Below are 25421 nucleotides of genomic sequence, written 5' to 3' on the forward strand. Positions count from 1 at the left end.
GGTGCAATCACCGCTTCAGGGCAGCAGCTGGAAGCAATCGGCCGTGGACGGCTTCGGTCAGGGCTTCACATCCCCTTGGCTGGAGCCCATGCTCGCAGCAATGCGGCCTTGTGCGGTGACAAGCTGGTCATCCGTGGTCGCCACCAGCCACAGGCGTGCCTGCTCCTCGATCTGGCGATTGTGGTCCTTCAACGGGCCCATCGTGGCAGCGGCCTTCCAGACCACCGGGCCGACTCGGCTTTTCCTGCCCGACGGCGCGCCTACCAGCAGGCAGTAGGGTCCCAGCGGAAGCGATACAAACGGAAGTGCCGGACTGGTGCGCACGCGCCAGTCGACGAAGGGCGTGTCGCCGATCAGCAGCGGCATCGGCAAACCATGGAGCACACTGAAATCGTACAGCGCCAGTTGCTCCCGCATGCCGACGTAAACACGCCGGATATCGGCGACAACCGCTGCGCGGATCTCGTCATCGAACATCGGCTCCTGCGCGTAGCGAGCAAATGCCTGTCGAGCTTCCCATTGATATGCGCTGCACAGGCCGATCTCCACGCAATCCTGGACTGCGCGCTGAACATCCGCTACGGAACCGGCTTCCTCTGGCTTACCCAACTGGGCAGCCCGCAAAAACCGCGCAAGCCCTGCCTCGTGGATCGCAGGACGATCCGCGGATGGATCGTCTTCAGCGCCGTTGCCAAGGGGCACGTAGACATATTCCTCGGCTGCGAAATGCGATTTCTTGCCGTCATCAAACTTGATTTCGCCATCAACGCAGTCCAGATAGCGAGTCCCGATTCGACCATGCTCCCAAACCCAGTTTTTCAGGAGCGGACGGAGTGGATGCAGCCTGTCGTGATCGGTCATTGAATCCTCCAAGCTGCCCAGTATAGTTCCAAGTTGCCGATTGTTCCGTGGAGGATACGGCAATCGATCAAACCAATGGATCGGCTCTGTTCAATCAGCGAAACGGAGCGCTGCGCGCTCGGCGGCGACCGGTACGACAGGTGACGCGCCCATGATGCATGGCGCACCTGCGCCTTATCTGACAAGGCTGAGCGCACAACGCTACGTCAAGACTACGCCCACCCTTTTGGGGACGGGCCGTTGCCGACCCACAACGGACGTTGCTGCCGGGCAAGCTTGCGCTATGTTTCGGGCTGACCATCTGCATTCCAATACGTCCAGGCTCCAACCTCGGTTCCCCGATCATAGTTACCGGACGCAGCAATGCTGCCATTTGGATGGAAGTCCTTCCATGGACCATGTTCGACGCCATGGTCATAGTTTCCCTCGGAAACTACGGTGCCATTCTCGCTATATGCGACAAAGAGGCCGTGCCTAATCCACCGACTGCCATCGGAAGTGAGGTACCGAGAGTAACGATATTTGACGTCACCGTTCTCGTAATAGATCTCCGCGATTTCCAAATCGGGCATGCTCTATTGTTCTCCGAGTTTTCCAGAATCCCAGTCCGAGTGTCTTGCCTGCGAAGCATATCAGTGACCGCTCCTGGCCGCCAACCGCCCCACGCGGTCAACCGGAATTGCCCCGCAACGACCTCCGCGAAGCAGACAACCGGCGCAACGGATCGGCAACCTCCGGAGCACTCATCCCCCACGGAATGTTCGCGAGAACGCGTTCGGCAGCCTGATAGCATAGAAGCTTCTTCTTCAATCTGGCCAACCTCAGCATGACAAAACCTGTCCGGCGATTTTCGATGATCCGTGAATTTCATCTGGCTGACTGGTTCACCCTCGGTAACGCGGTTTGCGGCACTGGCGCGCTCTTCTCGATCATCTCGTACATCGCATCCGGCGATAGGCTGCACATCTATTACTCGAGCGGCCTGATTCTCGGCGCGCTGGTGTTCGACATTCTGGACGGAAGAATTGCCCGCTGGCGGCAGAAATCGTCCGCGCTCGGCCGCGAACTCGATTCGCTCGCCGACGTGATTTCGTTCGGTGTTGCGCCCGCCATCATCGGTTACGGATGCGGCATGCGAGGGTTGTACGACCGGTTGATCCTGGTGTATTTCGTGGCTTGCGGCGTGTCGAGACTTGCCCGCTATAACGTGACGGCGGAAGCGCTGTCGCAGGAGTCGGGAAAGGTGTCCTACTTCGAGGGCACGCCGATTCCGACATCGATCGTCCTTGTGTTGCTGCTGGCCGTTGCGGCGTGGTTCGACGCAATCGGCCCGAACATGTGGCTTGGCCAAATCCGGATCTGGGGCGGCACGCTGCATCCGCTGACGCTGCTGTTCGCCTTGTCCGGGTCGCTGATGATCAGCCGTATCCGGGTGCCAAAGCCCTGACCGCGCGACCGGCATGAGCCCGACTCGTCTGGGGGGACATCGTGCATTTCCCGCACATCCAGATCGAGCGCCCGGACGTCTCGATTGCATTCGATCAGGACCAGTCCATTGCCGCCGCTACACGATCGCGGCTTCTGGACCAGGTCAGCTCGGAAGGGTTCCTGATCGCCGGCATGCATCTGGGGGAACCCGGCTTCGCGCGCATCAAGCGAACGAAGGGGGGATACGGCCTGCTTTACGAAACTCACGCGTAAGGCCGCAAACGGCAGCAGTCGAAGCGACCGGTACGCAGCGGCTACTGCTCGAGCCCCACCGCCAGCGGCCGCTGGTCGGCGCGCCCATGATCGTCGACCACGCGCACCGCATAGCTGCCGGCAGTCCGCGGCTGCCAGAACAGCGCCTCGCCCGGCGCGCTGCGGCCGACATACGCATCGTTGACGAACCAGTACAGCGCATGCGCGCTCGCATCGGCCGTCGCATTGAACGCGATGCGCGTATCGTCGGCGCTTTTCACGCGCATCGCATACGTGCTGCCGCGCAGCGGCGACGTGATGCGCGGCGGATCGCCTTCTACCTGCCCCGCGTCGCGGCATTCCGCGTTCTGCGGCGGCCGGCGGCGCGGAATGCCGGCCTGCGCGAACACCTGCTGCAGGTCCGACGGCCAGAATTCGAAGATTTCCGTATGCATGCGCTTGCCGTCGTAGAGCGGGCACGCAGCCCTCCCCGTCGCATCGTCGATCACGACGGGCCGGTGCACGGTGCTCACGCGGATCGGCGAGGTACCCGGAATGAACCACGTCCAGCCCTGCTGCGGGCACCATTCGTTCGGCAGGTCGCCACTGGCAAGGCAGATCCGCACGCGCTTCAGGTGCGGCGGCACCACGCGCGGCGGCTCGACGATCGTGCGCTCGGCGTTCAGCGCATCGATCACCTGGAAGAACAGCGGCGCCGCCGCGTCGACGCCGACGAAAGCCGTGTTGGTCGAATTGTCGAAGTTGCCGACCCACACCACCAGCACGTACGGGCCGAACACGCCGGCCGTCCACGCGTCGCGGAACGACCATGACGTGCCGGTCTTCCAGTAGACGGGCACGCTCGACGGCTGCGCGCCGCTCGTCTCGTCGGGACGCAGGTGCTGGCGCAGCATGTCCATCGTCATGTAGCTCGACTCGGCGCTCAACAGGCGACGGCCGGGCGCGACCGGTTCGTCCGCGCGCAGCCGCAGCGGCCGGAACGCGCCGCGATTCGCGAGCATCGCGTAGAGCGCGGCGAGATCCTGCATCGTCACTTCGCCGCCGCCGAGTACGAGCGCGAGCCCGTAATGCTGCGCGCTTGCGAGCTTGCGCACGCCGGCTTCCTGCAGGAACCGGTAGAGATCGGGCGACTTGAGCTGCGACGCGACCCACACGGCCGGCACGTTGCGGCTGCGGTTCAGCGCATCGGTCGCGGTGATCGGCCCGAGGAAATGGCCGTCGAAATTCTCCGGCGCATACGGGCCGAACGCGGTCGGCACGTCGCGCAGCACGGTCTGCGGATGCAGCACGCCCTGGTCGAAACCGAGCGCATAGATGAACGGCTTGAGCGTCGAACCCGGCGAGCGGCGCGCGAGCGTGCCGTTCACCTGCCCGTCGATCGAGCGGTCGAAGAAATTCGCGGAGCCGACCAGCGCCTTCACGCTCATGTCGCGCGTGTCGACGAGCAGCGCGGCCGCGTTGCGTACGCCGCGCGTATCGTTGCGCGCGACGTAACGCGCGATCTGCCGTTCGAGGGTGCGCTGCAGGTCGAGATCGAGCGTCGTCTCGAGCCGTGCGCCGCCGTCGCTCATCTCATCTTCGTCGCCGGATTTCGTGCGCCATGCACGACGCGCGGCAAGCGCCTGATCGACCGCGTGCGGCGCATCGAACGGCAGCGCGGAGAGCGATCGCATCGCAAGCGGCAATGCGAACAGCGGCTTGAACGACGCATCGTGCGGATGGCGCGTCAGCCAGCGCGCATACAGCCGGTTGCGCGATGTGGTCAATGCACGGTTGATCTCGTCCTGCCCGCCGCGCACGCGTCGCGCCGGGTCCTGCGGAATCACCGCGAGCGCGAGCGCCTCGGGCAGCGTCAGCGCGTCGGGCATCCGGTCGAAATAGACGACGCTCGCGGTGCCCGCGCCTTCGACGTTGCGGCCGTACGGCGCATCGTTCAAATAGGCTTCGAGGATCTGTCGCTTCGAGTAGAAGAGCTCGAGCTGCAGCGCGCGCGCAACCTGTTCGAGCTTGCCGGCCGGCGTGCGCGTGTTCAGCCGCCACAACGAGCGTGCGAGCTGCATCGTCAGCGTCGAGCCGCCCTGCGGATTGCCGCCGCGCACGTACGTAATCCACGCGCCGCGTGCGAGCCCGTACGGGTTGAAGCCCGGATGCCACCAGAACCAGCGGTCCTCGTGCAGCATCACGGCTTCGACGAGCTGCGGCGACATCCGGGCGAGCGGCACCCACAGCCGGTAGCGGTCGTCCTTCGCGAGCGTGAGCCGCAGCAGCCGGCCCTGCGCGTCGACGACCGCGACCGACGACGGCTTCCAGTCGCGCAGCGGCGGGTGCGGCCACAGCCGGCACGCGACCAGCGCACCGAACACCAGCAGCGCGCCGGCGATCCAGTTCTGCCAGCGATGCATCCAGCGGCCCGCACGCTGCAGCACGCGCCGGAACACGGTGGTGTCAGCCACGTGCGGGCGCTCCGGTCAAAGCGTGCGGCCCTCTCCCCGTCATCGCACGCGCTCCACCGTCAGCGCCGCGCCGCCGGGCGCCTGCGCCTGCACGCGGCGGTCGTGCATCGACTCGCCGTACGCGGGCGGTGCGACGAAGCGGCCCGCGTTGCTCGCCTTGATCCGGTAGACGAACTCGCGCACGTCGGTCGTCGCGGTGCCGTAGATCACCACGCGATCCTCGCGCACGTCCGCGAACTGCGGCTGCCACGTCGAGCCCGTCACGCCGATCGGCGAGCGCCACGGCGCATCGGCCGCCGGCGCGGACGCACCGCTGTCGCCGTTGCCGTCGCCATCCTGCGAATCGGTCGCGGGCGGCGGCGCGATCACCGGATCGAAGCCGCCCGGCAGCAGATCGACGATCGCGACGTTGCCGACGTTCGCCGAACCCGTCGCGCGGATCTTCAGGTGCACGTCGATCTCCTGGCCGAGCGTGATCTTGTCGAGCGGCTTGCCGTTCGTGTCGGTGTAGTCGCGCACGATCTCCAGCCCGTTCTTGATCGCCTTCGTCGACGTGCCGCGATCGTAGCCCGACTGGCTCGCGACCCACCACGCGGGCAGCGCGCTGCCGTTCACGAAATCGACGCGCGACGCGCCGGCCGCCCACGTGCCCGAACGCACGAGGTTCGCCTGGATCGACGACACGTCCTTCGGCGCAGTGCCCGCCCGCACTTCGTCGATCGCGAGCTGGTCGAGCTGGCCCGCGTTCGACGCCGCATACGCATCGAGCGCAAGAATCGTCATCGCCGACGACAGCGTGTTGTAGCGGTTGTCGACGATCGGCGCGGCGATGTTGTCCATCGCGCGCGGCGACAGCTTGCGCACGCGCTCGGGGAAGTGCTTCGCGAGCAGGTACAGCACGCTCGCGTCGCGCGTCAGCGGATCGATGTAGTAGCCCGTCACGTATCCGCCGTCGGATGCGGACTTGCGTTCGAGCAGCGCCTGCGGGCCCGCGATCAATGCAGCGGCTTCCTTGTCCTGCTTCAGCAGTTGATACGACGCGGCGAGCCACGCAGCAGCGAGATCGTTCTTCCAGTCGTTCGGATACGCATCCTGCAGGCGCTTCTGCACGGCCGCGAGACTGTTGGTCGTCACGTTGCCCTGGCGCGTCAGCAGGTACACCGCATACGCGCGCTGCCGCAGCAAGTCGAGCGAGCCGAGCGAATCGTTCGCCGCGAGCTTCTGCAGATACGCGTTGCCCGCATCGAGCATGTCCTTCGGCACGGCCGTCCCGCGATCGCGCGCGTCGAGCAGCACGTGCATCGCATACGCGGACACGAACGGATCGGCGTCGGGCGTCGCGCTCCACAAGCCGAAGCCGCCCTGCGCGTTCTGCCGGCTGCGCAGCACGCCGAGGAACTGCGCGATCGCGCTCGCATTCGCCGCATCGGCGCCGGCTTCGGGCGCATGCATCGCGCTCGTCAGCGCACGCACCGACAGCCACTTCGACGCGAACACGCGCGGCACGGCCATGCTCACCATCTGCTCGCTGCAATAGTGATCGAAGTTGACGAGATACGACGACAGCCCTTCCGACAGCACCAGCGGCGCAGTCGAGATGCTCGCGTCGCGCGATGCATACGCGTCGTACATCGGCCGCAGGTTCGGCACGCTCGCCTTCTTGCCCGGATCGAGCCGCGCGATGTCGAGCTGCGTGCGGAACGCGGCGGCCGGCCGCACCGACACGTCGACGCGCTGCTGCGCGCCCTTCGCGCCGTAGCGCGCGCCGAACGACAGCGCGCCCGAGCCGAGCGTGTCGGTCGCCTTCACGCGGAACAGCGCGACGCCCTCGTGCTGCGGCGCGAGCGCGACGTTCTGCGTCGCCGGCCCGATCACCTGCAACTGCGGGCCCGTCTTCAGCGTGACCGCGACCGGCACCGGCTGGTTGCCGACGCCCGTCAGGTTGTTCGCGACGCCGACGCTCACGTCGGCCTCGTCGCCCGGCGCGAGCGTCGTCGGCACGTTCGGCGACAGCACGAAATCGCCGCGCACCGTCGTCGCGCCTTCGAACGTGCCGACCAGGTCCGGCGACACCGACACGGCCATCACGCGCAGCTTCCCGTTGAAGTAGTCGGGCACGGTGTAGCTCAGGCGCGTGTCGCCGTTCACGTCGACGATCCCCGACCAGTAGACGACCGGCTTGTCGCGCTTGCGCTTGAACGGGTTCAGCTGGCGGCCGATCGCGTCGTCCGCGTCGCCACCGGGCGCCGCCATCGCCATCAGCTTCTCGAAGTCCGGCAGGATCAGGTCGAGAATCTGCGACGTGCCGACTTCGAGCATCCGCTTGCGGAAGAAGAACTTCAGCGGATCGCCAAGCTTGTAGCGCGCGACCTGCAGGATGCCTTCGTCGACCGCGAACACGACGACCTTCGCGGGCTTCGCCGAATGCACGGTGAAGTTGACCGTGTCGCCCGGCTTCACGAGCGCCGGCGCGTCGACGCTCAGCGCGTTGCGGCGCGCGTCGAGGTTCACCGAGAACGGTACGACGCCATAACTCAGCGGGCTCATGAAGATCTCGTCCGACGACGGATCGCGGATGTATTGCACGTTGATGTAGCCGTTTCCTTCGAAGCCGGCCGGCACCGTGATGTGCTGGATCGAGCTCGTCGTGTCCGCATGGAACCACGCGTGCGCGTACACCTTGTCGCGCTCGATCGTGATCAGGCCGCTGCCCGCGTAAGGCGCGCGGATCGCGATCTCGACCTGCTCGCCCGGCTTGTAGTCGTGCTTCGCGAGGCTCACCTGCAGCTCGGCGTTGCGGTCGAGCGAGCGCGTGACGTTCGCGTCGCCCGCGACCGAATACTCGATCCGGTTCACCGCGGTGCCGTCCGCGCGGCGGATCACGAGCGCATAGCTGCCCGGCTTGTCGGTGCGCAGCGTGAAGTCGAGCCCGGCCGCCGGAATCGTCAGCGGCTTCTCGTCGACCGGCACTTCCTTCAGCCGCGAGTCGTATTTGTATGCGCCGGAATCCTGCTTGGTCAGCACCGACACGTAGCGCTCCTCGACGAGTTGCGCGCGCAGGTCCTTCACGTCGATCGCCTTCGCGCCCGGATCGATCGCGACGAGCTGCACCGTGCGCGGGCTGCCGCGCTTCACGTAGCCGAGATCGTCGACCGACTTGTAGCCGACCAGCCAGTCGTTGTTCGACACGAGCGTCTGCGCGTTCGCGGCGACGTTGCGCCCGCCTTCCGCTTCATACGCCTTCGCCTGGAAATAGAGCTGGTAGGTCGCGTCCGCGTACTTGTCGAGATCGAGGTCGAACTCGGCATGGCCGTGGTCGTCGGTCGTGCCGTCCTGCAGCGTCGTCGTATAGCCCTCCTTCGCGCGCCGCGCGTCGAAGAAGTGGTAGTTCTGCCAACTGCGGAACGACGGCCACACGGGGCGCAGCGTCAGCGTCGCCGCGACGCGGCGCTTCTCCGCCGGCGTGCCGAACAGGTTCTGCGCATCGACCACGCCCTTCAGCCCCTTCGGCTTCACCCACCCTTCGACCACCTGCTGCGACAGCTTCGCGTCGACCTTCATCCGGTCGGGCAGGAACTCCTTCACCTGCACCGTCGTGCTGCCGATCGGCTCGGCGCCCGGCTGGCCGTCCTTGACGATGTACAGGTTGACCGTCCACGTGCCGGTCGGCGCCGTTTCGGCCGTCGTATAACCGAGCTCCGTGAAACCCGTCGCGTCGACCGACACCGGCTTGCGCTCGACCGTGATCCCGCGCGGATCGACGATTTCCGCCTGCAGCGGCACGCCGGCCGGGCTGCGCGCCCAGCTCGCCGCGCGCACGATCAGGCCGATATGGAACGGATCGCCGGGCCGGTACAGCCCGCGATCCGAGAACAGGTACGCGGACAGCTGCCCCTGCCCCGTCGCATTGCGTTCGCCGTCGACGTCGAAGCGCGAGAAGTCGAGCTGGCGGTCGCGGCCGGCAACCGGCAGGAACGACAGATCGGTGTCCTTCTTCACGACGTACAGTTGCGGACGCTTCTCGCGATCGAGCCCCTTGAACGCGGGGAAATGCACGATGCCGTCGGCGCCGGTCGTCTGCGTGAACAGCGCCTGGCCGTTCACCGCGAGCACCGAGACGGTTGCGCCCGCAACCGGCCAGCCGTTGCGGATCGACTGGATGAACACATCCTGGCTGCCGTCCAGCGCGCGCTTGACCAGCATCCCGAGATCGGTCACGACGATCAGGCGCGTATCGCCGAGCGCGTTGTCGCTGTCGTCGCCGTTGCCATTGCTGTCGCTCGAATCGGCGTTGTCGGATTGATCCTGGCTGCCGCCGTCGGACGACGCATCGCCGTCCTTCGCGTCGTCGGCTTTCTTCTTCTCGGCCGCCGGGTCGTACTTCGACAGGTGCAGCAGGAACACGCCGCGCTTGCCGCCCTTCAGGTACTGACCGAGATCGATACCTTCGTAATGCGCCTTGCCGGGGTCGCCCGCCGGGAACGCGCGCGTCTGCACGAAGCGCTCGACGATGTGATCCTCGCTGAACGAATACGACAGCTCGGGCCGCGCGTACGTGCCGTTGTTGAAGCTCACGAGATGCTGAAGCTGGTCGGGCAGCACGCGGCCGATCTCGACCTTCATCCCCGGCAGGTTGCGCGACACGACCGACAGCCGCTTGCTGCCGCTCATCGACAGCAGCGAGCCGTCGGCCATGAAGCGCAGCAGCTTCGGATAGTCGGGCACCGTGAACGCGGTCGTCACGGGCGCGCCGAGCAGGTAGCCGCCCGCCGACTTCAGGTCGCCCTCGAAACGCACGACCACGCGGTCGCCCGGCGTCGCGTGATACTTGAAGCTCTGCAGCGTCGCGAAATCGTTCTCGGTCGGCACCGCCTCGAGCGGCAGCGGCTTCGACTGCTTCAGCACCGCATCGCTGATGTCGGCCACGTTCCATTCGTACGGCGGATCGTCGTCCGATTGATCGACGCCCGGCTTGCGCTTCGGCAGCACCCACGCCTTTGCGCGCGCGGCGAGATCGGCGCTGCGCACGCCGTCGGACGCTTCCGCGACGAGCACCTGCTCGGGCTCGTAGCGCTCGTTGTCGACGAGCGTCGGTGCGACGTTGCCGATCGACAGGCTGTAGAGCCCCGGCACGCCGACCGACGCATGCAGCACCTGCGGCGTGCCGTCGCCGCCGCGCGCGCTTTTCACGCCCTTGTCGACGTCGAGCCGCACCGACAGCGGATCGTGCGGAATCTCGAGCGGCTGCGAGTTGACCCACGCGCTCGTCTTCATCTTGTCGTAGTTGACCGTGTAGCGCAGCGGCGACACGGTCTTGCCGTCGCGGCCGACCAGCACGAGGCCGACGCGCTTCTCGAGCTCGGCCGGATCGACCGGATAGTTGAAGCGCAGTTGCAGCAGCGCCTGCTTCTCCGCCGGGTTGTCGGGGTTCTGGTAGAACTCGTTGTTGCCCGACTGCATGGTGAACGCCGGCAGGTCGAACGCGAAATGGTCGTCGTGCATCGTCACCTGCGGCGCGAACACCTGGTGCACCGCGAAGCGCACCTCGACGTGCGCGCCGACCGGCCAGTCGGCCGCCGGCGTGAAGCGCAGCGTCTTGTCGTCGGCCCATTCCCACGCGCCCTTCAGCGCGGGCGTCATCTCGATGCCCGGCCCGGCCGGCTTGCCGACCCGCTCGATCGGCGCGGCCGATTGCGCGAACGCCACTTCGAGCGGATGCACGGTGATCTTCGGCTTGCCGCTGTCGTCGACCTCGTAGGTCGTGATCGCCGGCGCCTTCACGGTGAAGCCGACGGTTTGCGGCTCGGGCGGCTTCGGGCGATGCTTGAGCCAATATGCGCCGTAGCCGAGCGCGGCCGCGAGCAGCACGAGGCCGCCGGCATGCCACGGGCGGCGGCGCACGGCCGCGGCGGTGACGCCCACCCACGCGGGCGCCGTCCACGACACGTCGCCGACCAGCGGCCGCAGCACGCGGCCGAGCAGGCGCCAGACGAAGCCCGCCACGCGAATCGGCAGGAGCAGCAGGAAGCGCAGCAAATCCATTTGTTATTTCCTTGTTCAAGGACGTGCGGCCGGCTTCGGCGGCGCTCCCCGAGATTTATTGGTCTGTGACGGCGCGGCCCTGGTTGCGCCGTAATGCTTGGAATGTTGTGTTCGACCGGATGCTGGCCGTCATTATCGATCAGACCCGAAACGATGGAAATATCGGTGTGCCGGCGCGCAACGCTGCGAAAACGCCGGCCTTCGCGCGCGCGCCCGCCGCATTCGCTAGAATGCCCGGCTCGATGAAACCGGATTGAAAGGTCACCCGTGAAACTCCCGTTCGAATGGCAGATCGGGCTGCGCTACGCGCGCGGCGGCCGGCGCTCGGCCGGCGACGGCTTCGTGTCGTTCATTGCCGGCGCCGCGATGGCCGGCATCGCGCTCGGCGTGGCCGCGCTGATCGTCGTGCTGTCGGTGATGAACGGTTTTCGCACCGAGGTGCGCGACCGGATGCTGTCGGTGCTCGCGCACGTGGAAATCTTCTCGCCGTCCGGCGCGATGCCCGACTGGCGGCTCACCGCGCACGAATCGCTGCAGAACCCGGCCGTGCGCGCCGTCGCGCCCTATGTCGACGCGCAGGCGCTGCTGACGAACGCGGGCAACGTGACGGGCGTCGCGCTACGCGGCATCGATCCCGTGCTCGAGCCGCGCGTGTCGGAGATCGCGCGCAAGCTGAAGACCGGCCGCCTCGATGCGCTCGCGCCGGGCGAGATGGGCATCGTGCTCGGCGCGGCGCTCGCGGACGCGCTGCACGTGAAGATCGGCGATCGCATCACGTTCTTCGCGCCGGGCAACCGCGCGCGCCTCGGCGATGCGCTGCCGCGCTTCCGGCAGTTCAACGTGGTCGGCACGTTCGAATCCGGCCACTACCAGTACGACAGCGCGCTCGCGTACATCCACATCCGCGACGCGCAAACGCTGTTCAACGTGCCCGCGCCGACCGGCATCCGGCTGCGCCTCGACGATCTGCAGCGCGCGCCCGAGGTCGCGCTGGAACTCTCCCGCACGCTGTCGGGCGACCTCTATATCCGCGACTGGACGCGCCAGAACCGCACGTGGTTCGAAGCCGAGCGCCTGCAAAAGCGCATGCTGTCGCTGATCCTGATGCTGATCGTCGCGGTCGCCGCGTTCAATCTCGTGTCGTCGCTGGTGATGACCGTCACGCAGAAGCAGGGCGACATCGCGATCCTGCGCACGCTCGGCGCGCCGCCCGGGTCGATCACGAAGATCTTCGCGATCCAGGGGATGACGATCGGCCTCGCCGGCACGCTGGCGGGCGTCGCGCTCGGTTGTGCGATCGCGGTAAGCATCCCGTGGGTGCTGCCGGCGATCGAGCAGTTGCTCGGCATCCGCTTCCTGACGCCGTCCGTGTATTTCCTCAGCTCGCTGCCGTCGAAGCTCGCGGCGATCGACGTGATCGAGATCGCCGCGGCCGCGTTCCTGATGTCGTGCGTCGCGACGCTCTACCCGAGCTGGCGCGCGGCGCGGGTCCGGCCGGCCGAGGCATTGCGCGACGAATAGGCGCGGCGCCCGGCGCGGTGTTACGCGATCTCGTGGAACCCGACGCTGTTGCCGTCGTCCGGCGTGTAGCGGGCGAGCACGTCGAAGCCCACGTCGATGAGTTGCGCCTGCCTGCCATACGTCTTCTGCCCCGTGCCGTCGACGAAGACCGCCGCGCCCGACGACAGTTGCCGCGCGGTATCCAGTAGCGCGAGCGTGCCGCGCGCGCTGCCGGCCGACTGCTCCACCTTCAGCGGCGTGCCGCTCAGCGTGGTGAAGTGTCCGCCGGCTTCCACGCTCTTCCCGTTGCGCGCGACGGCGGCGTTGATCAGGCTCATGAACTGGAAGCGCGTGTCGGCGCGCTGGCCGGCCGCCGCGCGGTCGCTTTCCGTGAACGTCTCGCCCCGCACGGCCGCGCCCTGCGCGTCGAGGTCGACCGCCTGCTGGTGAAAGTCGCGCGTCGCGAGCACGAGGCCCGCGTTCGCGTTCAGCGTCGACTCGACCCACGCGCGGTCGCTTTCCGTCATCGTCTTCGACACGACCTTGATCCGGCCGTTGTCGGTCATGAAGTCGAATTGCGCGTCGGCCAGGTCCGGCCGCTTCGCGAGTATCTCGCGCATGCTCGTCGCGAGCTGGTCGGTGACGCCGGTCAGCTTCGTCGACAGGTCGCCCACCATCGACAGCTGTTTCGTCATCGCCGCCTGCATCGCTTCCGGGTCCACCGCCCGGATCGCGAGCGGCGCGTCCTGCGGTTTCCCGGCGCCCGCCGTGCCCTGCCCCTGACTCGTATCGAGCGCCGCCTGCGCCATCTGCGCGAGCGAAAGGCCGCCCGCCGCCGTGACCGAAATCGTCATTGCCCTCTCTCTCCTTTCAGAATGTTTTTCCCTGTTTACGGATGGATTCCGCGGAAATTGAGACCGATATCGCACGAATCACCGGCCGCACGCGCACACGGACCGAAACTTTGTTTGTCTTGATCTAAAAAAGTTTGACATGGAGATTTCACTGCGATAAGTTTTGCGCAAGCTTCCGGAAAGCAAACCGGCGAGCCATGCCGACTCGCGTCGCGCTTTCCTGCCGTTGCAGCACTGTCGTTCGCAACACCCCCGCCTCATCGAATCGTGCCGTTTCATTTCACCTGACATCCGAAGGATGACCTGGCATGCCCGGATTTGATTCGCACTCCTGCTTGCGCATCACGCCGCGGGCATCGCCTCTGCCGCATTCGCGCCGACACCGGGCGTGACACGCGGGCGTTTCGCCCGCCGCCGTGCTTTTGATGGTGCAGTTCCGCTTCATCCGATGCAGCACCCGGCCCGGGCCGCGGGGGGCAATCGCGGACCGGACGGTTCCGGACAATCACAACAAAGAGGTCTGCAATGAACTTTCATCGAACCGGATCGCGGCGCGCCTGGCTGCCCGCGCTCGTCGCAGCCGCGACGCTTGCCGCATGCGGCGGCGACGACGGCGGCGTGGCGGGCGCATCGGCGCTCGCGCAAAGCCAACAGGAGGGGGCCGCCGCATCGGCGGCCGATACGCAGTCGCTTGCTTCGCGCGTTTCGCCGTCCGGCGTCCCGTACGCCAATCCGGCCAGCGGCGGGCGCTACCGGCCCGTGATCGCGAACGGCCAGGTGCAGCCGTCGCTGTCGGGCGGCACGATCGAGGAGAACGCGTGGGTCGATACGCCGGTCGATTCCGACGGCGACGGCACGCGCGACCGCATTCACGTGCGCATCGTGCGCCCGTCCGAAACCGCGAACGGCGCACGCACGCCCGTGATCGTGCTGGCAAGCCCGTATTACGCAGGGCTCGCCGACAGCCCGGACCACGACGTCGACGTCGAGCTCGACGGCACGCCGCATCCGGCCGCGAACGCATCGTCGTCCGCATCCGGATCGGCGTCCGCGCGCATCATGGCCGCCGCCCCGCAGACGCGCATGCTGCAACAGCTCGAAGCCGCCGCCGCCGGGCGTTCGTGGATCGAAAGCTACTTCGTGCAGCGCGGCTTCACGATCGTCTATGCGGATTCGCTCGGCACCGCCGGCTCGGACGGCTGCCCGACGATCCTCACGCGCGACGAATCGGTCGCGATGGCGTCGGTGATCCGCTGGCTCGGCCGCGACGCGACCGCGAAGGACGCGAACGGCAAGACGGTCGTCGCGAACTGGTCGACGGGCCACGTCGGCATGTACGGCGTGTCGTACGACGGCACGCTGCCGAAGATGGTCGCGAGCCTGCGCACGCGCGGGCTCGACGCGATCGTGCCGATTGCCGGGCTGTCGAACATGTACGGCTATTACCGCTCGGGCGGGCTCGTGCGCGCGCCGGAAGGCTATCAGGGCGAGGACGTCGACGTGTACATCAAGGCGCTGCTGACGAATGCGCATCCGGAGCGCTGCACGCACCTGATCGACGAAGCGCTGCAGAAGGAGGACCGCAAGACCGGCGACTATTCGCCGTTCTGGGCCGCCCGCGACATCCCGACCGGCTTCGCGGTCGCGCCGGCGCTCGTGGCGCAGGGGCTGACCGACGACAACGTGCGCGTCGACCAGTCGACGTCGTGGTATCTCGCGATGCGGCGCCAGGGCGTACCGACGCAGCTGTGGCTGCACCGCCTGAAGCACACCGATCCGACCCGCGTGCCGGCGATGGCCGACGCGTGGCCCGCAGAGGTGAACCGGTGGTTCACGCGCTACCTGATCGGCTTCGACAACGGCGTCGAACGCGATCCGCGCGCGGTGATCGAGCAGGCCGACGGCACGCTGCTGAAGGAAGCCGACTGGGCCGCACGCCGCGCGACGCCGGTTGCGTATTTCGCGGGCGGTGACGGTGCGGGCACCGGCACGTTGCTGCGCACGCCGACCGGCGGCCCGCTCGCGCGCTTCACCGACGATGCGCGCATTACCGCGCTCACGCTGGCGAACGCGACCACGGGCGAGCATCGCAGCCGCTTCGAGACCGCACCGTTCACGGCCACCACGCGTCTTTCCGGCACCGCGACCGCGCGCGTCAGGCTGACCTTCACGGCGGTGGCCAACGTGACGGCGTTGCTCGTCGATCGCGCACCGGACGGCACGGCCACGATCGTCACGCGCGCCTGGACCGACCCGCGCAACCGGTTGTCCGAGTGGCTGTCGGAACCCGTGCTGCCCGGGATGCCGTACGACCTGAAGCTGACGTTCATGCCGCGCGACTACAAGCTCGAAGCCGGCCACCGGCTCAGCCTCGTCGTGCTCTCCAGCGACAACGAAGCGACGCTGCGGCCGACGCCGGGCACGGGCCTGACGCTCGATCCGGCCGGCACGTCGGTCACGCTGCCGCTCGTGTCGTCGTAAGGGGGCGCACAGCGACGCCCGGGTTCGCGATGTCACGGCGTTTCGGGCCTGATGGTCCGGAACGCCGCCCCTGCCCGCGGCCGCGCCGATGCGGGCAGGAACCTCGCTGCAGGAGCGGAGCGCATGCGTTACGCTGCGCACTGGCGGCACATCCGGGCGACGAGTCGGGCAACACCCGAAGCCACTCGAGCATCACGGGCGCGTCGCCGGTCCCTGCCCGAACGTCGAATGCCAACGGTGATGCCGACATGATTCCCATCAGTGCGAAAGCGATTGTCCGAAGCGGCCGCTCGGCCCTGTTCCTGCGCAATCCCCGCAACGAATGGGAGTTGCCCGGCGGCTGGCCCGAGCCCGGCGAGTCGCTCGAAGCCGCGGTGGCGCGCGAAGTGCGGGAAGAGTGCGGCATCGCCGCATCGGCGATCCGCTACGTGGGCAGCCGATCCTGCGAGGTGGTGCCGGGCAAGCGCGTGCTCATCGTGTGCTTCCAGTGTCAGGTCGACCGGCACGAAATCGTGCTGAGCGACGAGCACAACCAGTTCGGCTGGATCGATCTCGACGGCGCAAGGCCGCCGGATCTCCCGGATTTCTATTGGGAATTCTGCAGGCAGGCGAACTGATCGCCCGCCGACACGCGGCGCGTGTCACACGGGCGTCAACACCGGCTGCCCCGCAAAATGCCGTGCGGCATTGTCGAGGAACTGCCGCACCGAACGATCGAGCGCCTCCGGCGACCAGCCGCCCATGTGCGGCGTCAGCACGACGTTGTCGAGATCCGTCAGCGCGCGCGGCGGCTCCGGTTCCCCTTCATACACGTCGAGCCCCGCGCCCGCGATGCGCTTGTCGCGCAGCGCGTCCGCCAAAGCAGCGGTATCGACAACGCTGCCGCGCGACACGTTGACGAGGAAACCGCCGGGGCCGAGCGCATCGAGCACCGCGCGGTCGATCAGGTGCCGCGTGCCCGCGCCGCCCGGCGTCGCGACGATCACGAAATCGGCCCACTGCGCGAGCGCGTCGAGCCGGTCGAAATAGCGGTAAGGGACGTTCTTCGCGGTACGGTTGTGATAGCCGATCTCGATGTCGAAGCCGGCCGCACGGCGCGCGCACTTCTCGCCGATCTTCCCGAGCCCGACGATGCCGAGCTTCTTGCCGGACACGTTCGGCGGCATCGGCAACCCTTCGCGCCATACGCCCGCGCGGGTTTTCGCATCCAGTTGCACGACGCCGCGCACCGCCGCGAGCAGCAGCGCGAACGCGTGATCGGCGACGCAATCGTCGTTGGTGCCCGCGCCGGTGACGACCGTGATGCCGCGCGCCTTCGCATGCGCAACGTCGATATGCTCGTAGCCCGCGCCGAGCGCGCTGACGAACGTGAGTTGCGGGAGCCGGTCGATCTCGCCGGCAGTCAGGCCCGTGCTGCCGTTGGTCAGCACCGCGCGGATCGCGCCGCCGTGTTCGGCGATCGCGCGTTCGCGTGCTTCGGGAGTCGGGGCGTAGCGCACGTCGAACGACGCGGCGATCTCGCGATGCGCGTCGCCGCGCAATGCGATGAGGACCAGCAGCTCGGGCTTCATGTCAGCATTTGTCTGGAAGACGGGAACGGATTTCAGTGTAACAAGCCCGCGTGACGGCTGCGGGTTATCCCCACGCGGGCTGTGGGCACGCCGCCGCACGCGGTTTGCCAAAGCCGGCTCAGTCAAGTAACTTTCGGCGTACGCCCCCGTCCTGGAGATCGGCCCAATGAAGCTCGCCCTGCCCGCCCGGATCCTGGGCCTCGCGCTCGCCACTGCTTTCGTCGCCCCCGGCGCGCGCGCCGACACGCCCGTCGTGGTGTCGTCGAAAATCGACACCGAAGGCAACCTGCTCGGCAACCTCATCGCGCAGGTGCTGAAGGCCCATGGTGTGCCCGTCACCGAAAAGATCGCGCTCGGCGCGACGCCGATCGTGCGCAAGGCGCTCACGAGCGGCGAGATCGACATCTACCCCGAATACACCGGCAACGCCGCGTTCTTCTTCAACAAGGCCGACGATCCCGTGTGGAAAAACGCGGCGCAAGGCTACGACACCGCGAAGAAACTCGACTACGCGGCGAACCACCTCGTGTGGCTCGCGCCGGCCCCTGCGAACAACACGTGGGGCGTCGCCGTGCTCGCGCCCGTCGCGCAGTCGCAGCACCTGAAGACCTTCTCCGATTTCGGCAAGTGGGTCGCGAGCGGCGGCAAGGTGAAACTCGCGGCGTCGGCCGAGTTCGTGAACAGCGCGTCCGCGCTGCCGTCGTTCGAGAAGGCGTACGGTTTCAAGCTGAAGCCCGACCAGCTCGTCGTGCTGTCCGGCGGCGACACGGCCGCGACGATCAAGGCCGCCGCGAACCAGACCGACGGCGTGAATGCCGCGATGGTCTACGGCACCGACGGCGGCATCGCGTCGAGCGGCCTCGCGGTGCTCGACGACGACAAGCACGTGCAGCCCGTCTATGCGCCGACGCCCGTGATCCGCGAAGCCGTGCTGAAAGCGCATCCGCAAATCGCCGAGTACCTGAAGCCCGTGTTCGCGAGCCTCGACCTGAAGACGCTGCAGTCGCTGAATGCGCGCATCCAGATCAACGGCGAACCGGCGGCCGGCGTCGCGAAAAGCTACCTGAAGTCGAAGGGCTTCGTTAAATGACGGGTCGCGCGGCAGCGTCCGCGCGACGCATCACGCCCGACAAGGTCGGCATCCTGATCGGTGTCCTGACGATCGTCGGTGTGCTCGGCCTGCCGTTCGCGGTGCTGCGGCCCAACCGTATCGCGGCCGGCACCGATCTGTCGCTGTTCGCCGCACTGCCCGCCGTGCAGGCCGCCGCGCTCGCCGCGCTGTGGATCGCCGGCGCGCTGTGGGCGATGACGGCGAGCCGCCCCACATGGCGGCTCGCGGCCGGCTGTGCATGGCTTGCCACGCTCGCGTATGCGGTGGGTGCGGCCGCGACGCACATCGTCGCGCCCGACGACATGCTCGCGCGCGTATCCCCTTCTTCCGGCGTCTGGCTGCTGCTGTTCGCCTGGGCCGTGCTCGTCGCGGACGCCCTTGCGCGGCTCGCGTTCGGCCCGTGGCGACGCCTCGCCGCGCTCGTCGTCGCGATCGCGGCGATTTCGGTGCCGCTCGCGAGCGGCTGGTGGGACGGCCTCTCCGTGATGCGCGAATACGCGGTGCGCAGCGACGATTTCTGGCGCGAGGCGATCCGGCACGTGTCGCTCGCGGGCGGCTCGGTCGCCGCCGCACTGGTCGCGGGCGTGCCGCTCGGCATCGCGTGCGCGCGTGTCGCGGCGGTGCGCACCGTCGCGATGCCTGTCCTCAATATCGTGCAGACGATCCCGAGCATCGCGATGTACGGGCTGATGATGGCGCCGCTCGGCCTGCTCGCCGCACGCGTGCCGCTCGCGGCCGCGCTCGGCATCCGCGGGATCGGCGTCGCGCCGGCCGTGCTCGCGCTGTTCCTGTATTCGCTGCTGCCGATCGCATCGAGTGTCGTGGTCGGGCTCGCGCAGGTGCCGCCGCACGTGACCGAAGCGGCGCGCGCGATGGGCATGACGCGCGCGCAGCGGCTGCTGCGCGTCGATCTCGTGCTCGCGCTGCCGGTGATCCTGAGCGGCGTGCGTATCGTGCTCGTGCAGAACATCGGCCTGACCGCGGTTGCCGCGCTGATCGGCGGCGGCGGGTTCGGCACCTTCATCTTCCAGGGGATCGGGCAATCGGCCGCCGATCTCGTGCTGCTCGGCGCGATCCCGACGATCGCGCTCGCACTGGCGGCGGCCGTCGTGTTCGAAGCCGCGACGTCGCTCGCGAAGGGACGTACCGGATGATCGAGATCGAACGGGTCGGCAAGCGCTTCGGCGACGTCGTCGCCGTGGACGACGTCTCGCTGACGATGAAACGCGGCACGATCACCGCGCTCGTCGGCGCATCGGGTAGCGGCAAGTCGACGCTGCTGCGCATGATCAACCGCCTCATCCCGCCGTCGAGCGGCACGATCCGCATCGACGGCGTCGATACGGCAAGCGTCGCGCCCGAGCAGCTTCGGCGCGGCATCGGCTATGCGATTCAGGGGCACGGCCTGTTCCCGCACTGGAGCGTCGCGCGCAACATCGCGACCGTGCCGCGCCTGCTCGGCTGGGCGGCCGATCGCATCGACGCGCGCGTGCGCGAACTGCTCGAACTGTTCCATCTCGCGCCGGCCGAGTTCGCGGACAAGCTGCCGCACGAACTGTCGGGCGGCCAGCAGCAGCGTGTCGGCGTCGCGCGTGCGCTCGCGGCCGAGCCCGCGATGCTGCTGATGGACGAGCCGTTCGGCGCGCTCGATCCGATCATTCGCGGCAAGGCGCAGGACGACCTGTTCGCGTTGCAGCGCCGCCTCGGCATCACGGTCGTGATCGTCACGCACGATATCGAGGAAGCGCTGAAGCTCGGCGACACGATCGCGGTGATGGACGGCGGCAAGCTGCTGCAGGTCGCGTCGCCCGCGGAAATTCTCGGCAAGCCGGCGGCCGGCGTCGTCGAGCAGCTCGTCGCGGGTGTCGACCGGCCGCTGCGCCTGCTCGCGCTGACGCCGATCGACGCGGTAGCGGAACCCGGTCATGCCGACGGCGAACCGATCGCCGCGACGCGCACGCTGCGCGATGCGGTGTCCGAACTGTTGTGGCGCGGCGCGGACGCGCTGCCGGTCGACGACGGCAACGGGCACGGCGCGCGCCGCATCACGCTCGACGCGATCCGCGCGCACGCGAGGAAGCCCGTATGACGACGCACGGCGTGCGGCCCGCACGTTCGCCCGTTGCGCGGCGACTGCCCGCGTATGCGGCACGCGCGGCGGCGCTCGTGCTGCTGCTCGTGCTGCTGTTGCGCCCCGCCTGGCTGCAGGGGCTGTTCGCACCGTTCGCGGACAACGGCGCACCGGTCATCTACGATCGTGCGAGCCTGCTCGACCTCACGCTCGCGCATCTCGGCACCGTTGCGCTGTCGAGCGTGATCGGCACGATCGTCGCGGTCGCGGCCGGGATCTTCGTCACGCGGCCGGCCGGCGCGGATTTCCTGCCGGTCGCGCGCAGTGTCGTCGACATCGGCCAGACGTTCCCGCCGGTCGCGGTGCTCGCGCTCGCGGTGCCGGCGGTCGGGTTCGGATTGAAACCCGTGCTGATCGCACTCGTGCTGTACGGGCTCCTGCCGATTTTCGAAAGCACGATCGCGGGGCTCGAGGACGTGCCGCGCGACGTGGTCGACGCCGCGCGCGGGATGGGCATGAGCGGCTGGCAGCAACTGGTGTCGGTCGAGCTGCCACTCGCGTTTCCGGTGATCGTCAACGGCATCCGGCTCGCAGTCGTGATCAATCTCGGCACCGCGACGATCGGCTCGACGGTCGCCGCACGCGGGCTCGGCGACGTCATCATCGCCGGGTTGCAGACGTCGAACACCGCATTCGTGCTGCAGGGCGGCGTGATCGTCGGGCTGCTCGCGGTGCTCGTCAGCGATGCGATCGGCACACTGGCACGGGTGGCGAGCGCACGACGCGCCTAGAAGTCGTTGCGAAATTTTTCGAAGGAGAAGCCATGGCTGCCCTGGACACCGGCCCATTTTTTCATGGCACGAAAGCGGATTTGCGGATCGGCGATTTTCTGACGGCAGGCTTCGTATCGAATTATCGGGATAACGTAGTGATGAATCACGTTTATTTCACGGCGCTGCCCAAAGGCGCCGGCCTTGCTGCGGAAATGGCCAAAGGCGACGGCAAGCCGCGGGTCTATATCGTCGAGCCCACCGGGGAATTCGAAAACGACCCGAACGTCACGGACAAAAAATTCCCGGGCAATCCAACGCGATCGTATCGAAGCACACTGCCTTTGAAAATCGTTGGCGAACTCGATAGCTGGGAACCCTATGATCCGGCGTTCATCCAGCAGCTCAGAATCCGTATCGAAACCGGCACGGGTGAGATCATCAACTAGCGTTCCGTCCGGACGATTCGCCAGCCAGGCCGGATAAGCGAACCCATGACATTCCCGCGATCCTGCGCAGGAATGGCAGGAACGGACGAAAATACCGGATTCGTCGGACTCCGATGCGTGTCCGTGCAACGATCGGCCCGCCGGTCATCGCGAGCCGATACAAGCCTACACGTCGCTTTCAATCGAGCCGCCATTCGAACACGTACGACGATTGGCCGATATACTATGCGCCTCCCATTTCCCCGCACCCCACCATGCGACGGTTTATCTGGTTGATCGTGCTGACGCTCGGCGTTGCGCAACAGGCATCGGCGCAACAAGCGCCCGCGTTGCCTGCGTCCGCACCCGAAGCGGCCGCATCGGCGCCGGACCTGGCTTCCGCGCCGCTCGCCAACGATCAGCCGAACGAAGCAAACCGCCGCATCACGTCGTACCTCACCAAAAAATTCGGCGTCGCAAGGGAAAAGGCCGCGAAGCTCGCCGATATCGTGAGCGTCACTGCGACGAAATATTCGCTGCCGCCGGCACTCGTTTACGCCATCATCTCGATCGAATCGCGCTTCCAGGAAAAGGCGCGCGGCCAGCACGGCGCGACCGGGCTGATGCAGGTCGTACCTTCCGCGCATCGCGGCATGCTGCGCAACGTGAAGGACCTGACCGAACCGAATGCGAACGTCGAAGCCGGCTCCAAGATCCTGTCGGGCTACGTGAAGGCGGCAGGCGGCAACGTGCAGGCCGGGCTGAAAAGCTATGGCGGTTCGAACGCGTATGCGGCCAAGGTGATGCAGCGGGTCGATTCGTTCCGCTTCGTGCTCGAACCCGACGACGACGCGAAAACCGCGAACGACACGAAGGCGCGGATGGTGCCGGTCAGCGAATCGACGTCAGCGCGCAACCCGCAATAAGCGCAACCCGCGCCGCTTCACGACTCGTCCCGCCACGCATGCGCCACGCCATCCGACACGCCGCCCGCCTGCTGGCCGTCGCCGCGCTGGCGAGCGGCAGCGCTTCCGTGTTTGCCGCGGTCGATTGCGAACGTCAGGCGCCGACGATGTACGCCGTGCGAAGCTGCATCCGCGACAACAACGATCAGGAAGTGGAGCGCGCGTACCGGTCGCTCGAACGCAAGACCCGGCAACGCAACCCCGATGCCGCGAAACAACTCGCGAAATCGCAGGCAAGCTGGCTCAGCTTCGCGAGCGACACCTGCAACTACGTCAAGGCCGCCAATCCGCAGCAGATGATCCCGGACGACGCGTGGGTGAACTGCTGGGTCGACTTCAGCCAGGCGCGCGTACGCATCCTGAAGAAATGGGAAGCGCAGGGGGACGCGCCGCAACCGGCGCACAACTGACCGGCACCGGGCGACCCGGGCGGGCGCCGTTCATTCCTGCGCGAAATGCGCGCGCAGAAACTCGATGAAAACCTGCGTCTTCGCGGGCAGTAAGCGCGTTTCCGTCATCGCGTAGACGGGAACGACCGCGCCCTCCCATTCGGGCAGCACGCGACGCAGCCGGCCGGCGGCCAAGTCGTCGGCCACCACCGCCTCCGGCACCTGGATGATCCCCGCGTCGTGCACGGCCAGTTGCCGGTTCATGCCGACGCTGTTCACGACGAACCGCCCGCCCACCGGCACCTCGACCGCCTGCGCGCCGCGATGCAGCGTCCACGCGGCGACGCGCTGCACGCTCAGGCACTGATGCTGCTTCAGGTCATCCGGCTCGCGCGGCTCGCCCGAGCGCTCCAGATAGCGCGGCGACGCGTACAGTTGATTGCGGAACGTGGCGAGCCGCCGCGCGACCAGTTGCGAATCCGCCGATTCGCCGATGCGGATCGCGACGTCGAACGGTTCGCTCACCAGATCGACACGCCGCGACGTCAGCTCGAAATCGAAGGTCAGCTTCGGGTAGCGGTTCGCGAATTCGGCGATCAGCGGCGTCAGGTAGATCACCGCGAAATCGACCGGAAACGACGCGCGCAGCACGCCGGCCGGTTCGGCCAGCAGCCCGCCGAGCTGCTCGTGCGCGAGCCGCGCCTCGTCGACGATGCGCTTGCAACGCGCGAAATACAGCTGTCCGGCCTCCGTGAGCTCGATCCGGCGTGTCGTACGATGCAGCAGCCGCAATCCGATCGCCTTTTCCAGCGCGCCGATCCGCCGCGACAGCGTCGAATTCGGCATCCCCAGCGCATCGGCCGCACTGCGAAAGCCCTTCGCCTTCACGACTTCCACGAACAGCGCCATGTCGTTCAGCAGTTCCATACCCGTTGCTCCATCAATGGATCAATGTTATCCAAATTACCCCATTTATCTCGAAAAGGAAGCAATGGATGATGTGTCCATGGCGGCGAGGCTGGCGCAACGATGCGCGGCCGACGCCCGATACGGCATCGCCCCGGTGTCGTTACCCGACCCTCAAGGAGCACGCATCATGGACGCACTGTTCACCCCGGCCCGTGTCGGCCGTTACACGCTGCAAAACCGCCTCGTCATGGCGCCGATGACGCGCAGCCGCGCCGCATTCGACGGCACGCCCGGCGAACTGGCCGCCGAGTACTACGCGCAGCGCGCGGGCCTCGGCCTGATCGTCACCGAAGGCACGCAGCCGTCGGACGACGGGCAGGGCTACCTGACCACGCCCGGCATCTATACCGATGCACACGTCGCCGGCTGGAAGACGGTCAGCGACCGCGTGCACGCGCGCGGCGGCCGCCTGTTCATCCAGCTGATGCACGTGGGGCGCATGTCGCATCCCGACAATACGCCGCATCATCGCCAGGGCGTCGCGCCGTCCGCGATCGCGCCGGGCGTGCCGATGTTCACGATGAAGGGGATGCAGGAGATTCCCGCCCCGCGCGCGCTGACGACGGCCGAAGTGCGCGACACGGTGAACGACTTCCGCTTCGCCGCGCGCCGCGCGATCGAGGCCGGCGCCGACGGCGTCGAGATCCACGGCGCGAACGGGTATCTCGTCCAGCAGTTCTTCGCGCCGAACGCCAATACGCGCGACGACGCCTACGGCGGTTCGATCGAGAATCGCGCGCGCTTCGCGATCGAGGTCGCCGAAGCGATCGTCGACGAGATCGGCGCGGACCGCACCGCGATCCGCCTGTCGCCCGGCAGCGCGCTGTGGGGCATCGATGAAGGCGCGCAAGGGCCGGACCTGTATCGCCATCTCGCGACGCAGCTCGACCGGCTCGGCCTCGCGTACCTGCACGTGATGCACCAGGGCGACGAACCGCTGCTCGCGGACCTGCGCGAACGCTGGAGCGGCACGCTGATCGTGAACCGTCCGGGCCGCACGCGCGACGCGATCGGCACGGACGTCGCGACAGGCATTGCCGACCTCGAGGCCTACGGCCAGATGGTGCTCGCCAATCCGGATTTCGTGACGCGGCTCAGGACGGGCGCGCCGATGAACGACGCGCAGCATGCGACGTTCTTCGGCGGCGACGCGCGCGGGTATGTCGACTATCCGGCGCTGAGCGGCGCGGCGTAAGGGCGGCAAACGAGGACGGCAAACGCAGCGGTAAAAGGAAACGGCGCGCCATGACTTCGT

Annotated in this window: 20 protein-coding genes and 1 pseudogene; 14 read left to right on the top strand and 7 right to left on the bottom strand. The window is 67.4% G+C overall.

Going from position 1 to position 25421, the window contains the following annotated elements; genetic code table 11:
- Positions 1-57 precede the first annotated feature (57 nt).
- A complete protein-coding gene (locus BBJ41_RS25730; RefSeq protein WP_069749060.1) occupies positions 58-861 on the bottom strand; it encodes a hypothetical protein in 804 nt (267 codons plus the stop codon).
- Between the two features lie 281 nt (positions 862-1142).
- Positions 1143-1433, bottom strand: a complete 291-nt coding sequence (locus BBJ41_RS39615; RefSeq protein WP_083281978.1) for a toxin-antitoxin system YwqK family antitoxin — start codon at positions 1431-1433, stop codon at positions 1143-1145.
- A 254-nt stretch (positions 1434-1687) separates the two neighbouring features.
- On the opposite strand from BBJ41_RS39615, the gene BBJ41_RS25735 reads away from it, so the two are divergent.
- Positions 1688-2308: a CDP-alcohol phosphatidyltransferase family protein gene (locus BBJ41_RS25735; protein ID WP_069749061.1), complete on the top strand. Its 621-nt coding sequence runs from the start codon at positions 1688-1690 to the stop codon at positions 2306-2308.
- Positions 2309-2331: 23 nt separating this feature from the next.
- Positions 2332-2562: pseudogene (locus tag BBJ41_RS25740) on the top strand (MBL fold metallo-hydrolase); the annotation flags it as partial.
- A 41-nt stretch (positions 2563-2603) separates the two neighbouring features.
- On the opposite strand, the gene pbpC reads toward BBJ41_RS25740, so the two are convergent.
- The gene (pbpC, locus tag BBJ41_RS25745) at positions 2604-4964 is read right to left on the bottom strand and encodes a penicillin-binding protein 1C (RefSeq protein ID WP_418222320.1); all 2361 of its coding nucleotides are present in this window, start codon (positions 4962-4964) and stop codon (positions 2604-2606) included.
- A gap of 90 nt (positions 4965-5054) precedes the next feature.
- Positions 5055-11057 carry an MG2 domain-containing protein gene (locus tag BBJ41_RS25750; protein ID WP_069749064.1) on the bottom strand — a complete coding sequence of 2001 codons (6003 nt, stop codon included), beginning with the start codon at positions 11055-11057 and terminating at the stop codon, positions 5055-5057.
- Positions 11058-11068: 11 nt separating this feature from the next.
- Between BBJ41_RS25750 and BBJ41_RS40650 the strand changes: the two genes are divergently transcribed.
- Together BBJ41_RS40650 and BBJ41_RS25755 are read left to right on the top strand one after the other, a co-directional pair.
- Positions 11069-11314 (top strand): hypothetical protein, encoded by a 246-nt coding sequence (locus BBJ41_RS40650; RefSeq protein ID WP_156814871.1) that lies wholly within the window; start codon positions 11069-11071, stop codon positions 11312-11314.
- Between the two features lie 10 nt (positions 11315-11324).
- Positions 11325-12578, top strand: coding sequence for a lipoprotein-releasing ABC transporter permease subunit (locus tag BBJ41_RS25755; RefSeq protein ID WP_069749065.1), 1254 nt, complete (start codon positions 11325-11327; stop codon positions 12576-12578).
- A gap of 20 nt (positions 12579-12598) precedes the next feature.
- On the opposite strand, the gene BBJ41_RS25760 is transcribed toward BBJ41_RS25755, so the two are convergent.
- Positions 12599-13411, bottom strand: a complete 813-nt coding sequence (locus BBJ41_RS25760; RefSeq protein WP_069749066.1) for a hypothetical protein — start codon at positions 13409-13411, stop codon at positions 12599-12601.
- A 525-nt stretch (positions 13412-13936) separates the two neighbouring features.
- On the opposite strand from BBJ41_RS25760, the gene BBJ41_RS25765 reads away from it, so the two are divergent.
- Together BBJ41_RS25765 and BBJ41_RS25770 are read left to right on the top strand one after the other, a co-directional pair.
- A complete protein-coding gene (locus tag BBJ41_RS25765; protein WP_069749067.1) occupies positions 13937-15892 on the top strand; it encodes a Xaa-Pro dipeptidyl-peptidase in 1956 nt (651 codons plus the stop codon).
- Between the two features lie 248 nt (positions 15893-16140).
- Positions 16141-16509, top strand: a complete 369-nt coding sequence (locus BBJ41_RS25770; RefSeq protein WP_069749068.1) for an NUDIX domain-containing protein — start codon at positions 16141-16143, stop codon at positions 16507-16509.
- Positions 16510-16533: 24 nt separating this feature from the next.
- On the opposite strand, the gene BBJ41_RS25775 is transcribed toward BBJ41_RS25770, so the two are convergent.
- Positions 16534-17463 (bottom strand): 2-hydroxyacid dehydrogenase, encoded by a 930-nt coding sequence (locus BBJ41_RS25775; protein ID WP_069749069.1) that lies wholly within the window; start codon positions 17461-17463, stop codon positions 16534-16536.
- 166 nt (positions 17464-17629) lie between these two features.
- Here BBJ41_RS25775 and osmF point away from each other — a divergent pair, with 166 nt between their 5' ends.
- From osmF to BBJ41_RS25810, 7 genes are all read left to right on the top strand, one after another.
- Positions 17630-18553: a glycine betaine ABC transporter substrate-binding protein OsmF gene (gene osmF / locus BBJ41_RS25780; RefSeq protein WP_069749070.1), complete on the top strand. Its 924-nt coding sequence runs from the start codon at positions 17630-17632 to the stop codon at positions 18551-18553.
- On the top strand, positions 18550-19728 hold the full coding sequence (locus BBJ41_RS25785) for an ABC transporter permease (protein WP_069749071.1): 1179 nt from the start codon (positions 18550-18552) through the stop codon (positions 19726-19728). Before osmF ends, BBJ41_RS25785 begins: the two co-directional genes overlap by 4 nt.
- Positions 19725-20663, top strand: coding sequence for an ABC transporter ATP-binding protein (locus BBJ41_RS25790; RefSeq protein WP_069749072.1), 939 nt, complete (start codon positions 19725-19727; stop codon positions 20661-20663). Before BBJ41_RS25785 ends, BBJ41_RS25790 begins: the two co-directional genes overlap by 4 nt.
- On the top strand, positions 20660-21436 hold the full coding sequence (locus BBJ41_RS25795) for an ABC transporter permease (RefSeq protein ID WP_069749073.1): 777 nt from the start codon (positions 20660-20662) through the stop codon (positions 21434-21436). Before BBJ41_RS25790 ends, BBJ41_RS25795 begins: the two co-directional genes overlap by 4 nt.
- Positions 21437-21468: 32 nt before the next feature.
- Positions 21469-21864, top strand: coding sequence for an NAD(+)--rifampin ADP-ribosyltransferase (gene arr, locus BBJ41_RS25800; RefSeq protein ID WP_069749074.1), 396 nt, complete (start codon positions 21469-21471; stop codon positions 21862-21864).
- 254 nt (positions 21865-22118) lie between these two features.
- The gene (locus tag BBJ41_RS25805) at positions 22119-22769 is read left to right on the top strand and encodes a lytic transglycosylase domain-containing protein (protein WP_069749075.1); all 651 of its coding nucleotides are present in this window, start codon (positions 22119-22121) and stop codon (positions 22767-22769) included.
- Positions 22770-22807: 38 nt separating this feature from the next.
- Positions 22808-23218 (top strand): lysozyme inhibitor LprI family protein, encoded by a 411-nt coding sequence (locus BBJ41_RS25810; RefSeq protein WP_083281979.1) that lies wholly within the window; start codon positions 22808-22810, stop codon positions 23216-23218.
- Positions 23219-23248: 30 nt separating this feature from the next.
- On the opposite strand, the gene BBJ41_RS25815 is transcribed toward BBJ41_RS25810, so the two are convergent.
- A complete protein-coding gene (locus BBJ41_RS25815; protein WP_069749076.1) occupies positions 23249-24124 on the bottom strand; it encodes a LysR family transcriptional regulator in 876 nt (291 codons plus the stop codon).
- 169 nt (positions 24125-24293) lie between these two features.
- On the opposite strand from BBJ41_RS25815, the gene BBJ41_RS25820 reads away from it, so the two are divergent.
- The gene (locus tag BBJ41_RS25820; protein ID WP_069749077.1) at positions 24294-25361 is read left to right on the top strand and encodes an alkene reductase; all 1068 of its coding nucleotides are present in this window, start codon (positions 24294-24296) and stop codon (positions 25359-25361) included.
- Positions 25362-25421: the final 60 nt, after the last annotated feature.

The sequence above is a fragment of the Burkholderia stabilis genome (assembly GCF_001742165.1).
GTDB lineage: Bacteria > Pseudomonadota > Gammaproteobacteria > Burkholderiales > Burkholderiaceae > Burkholderia > Burkholderia stabilis.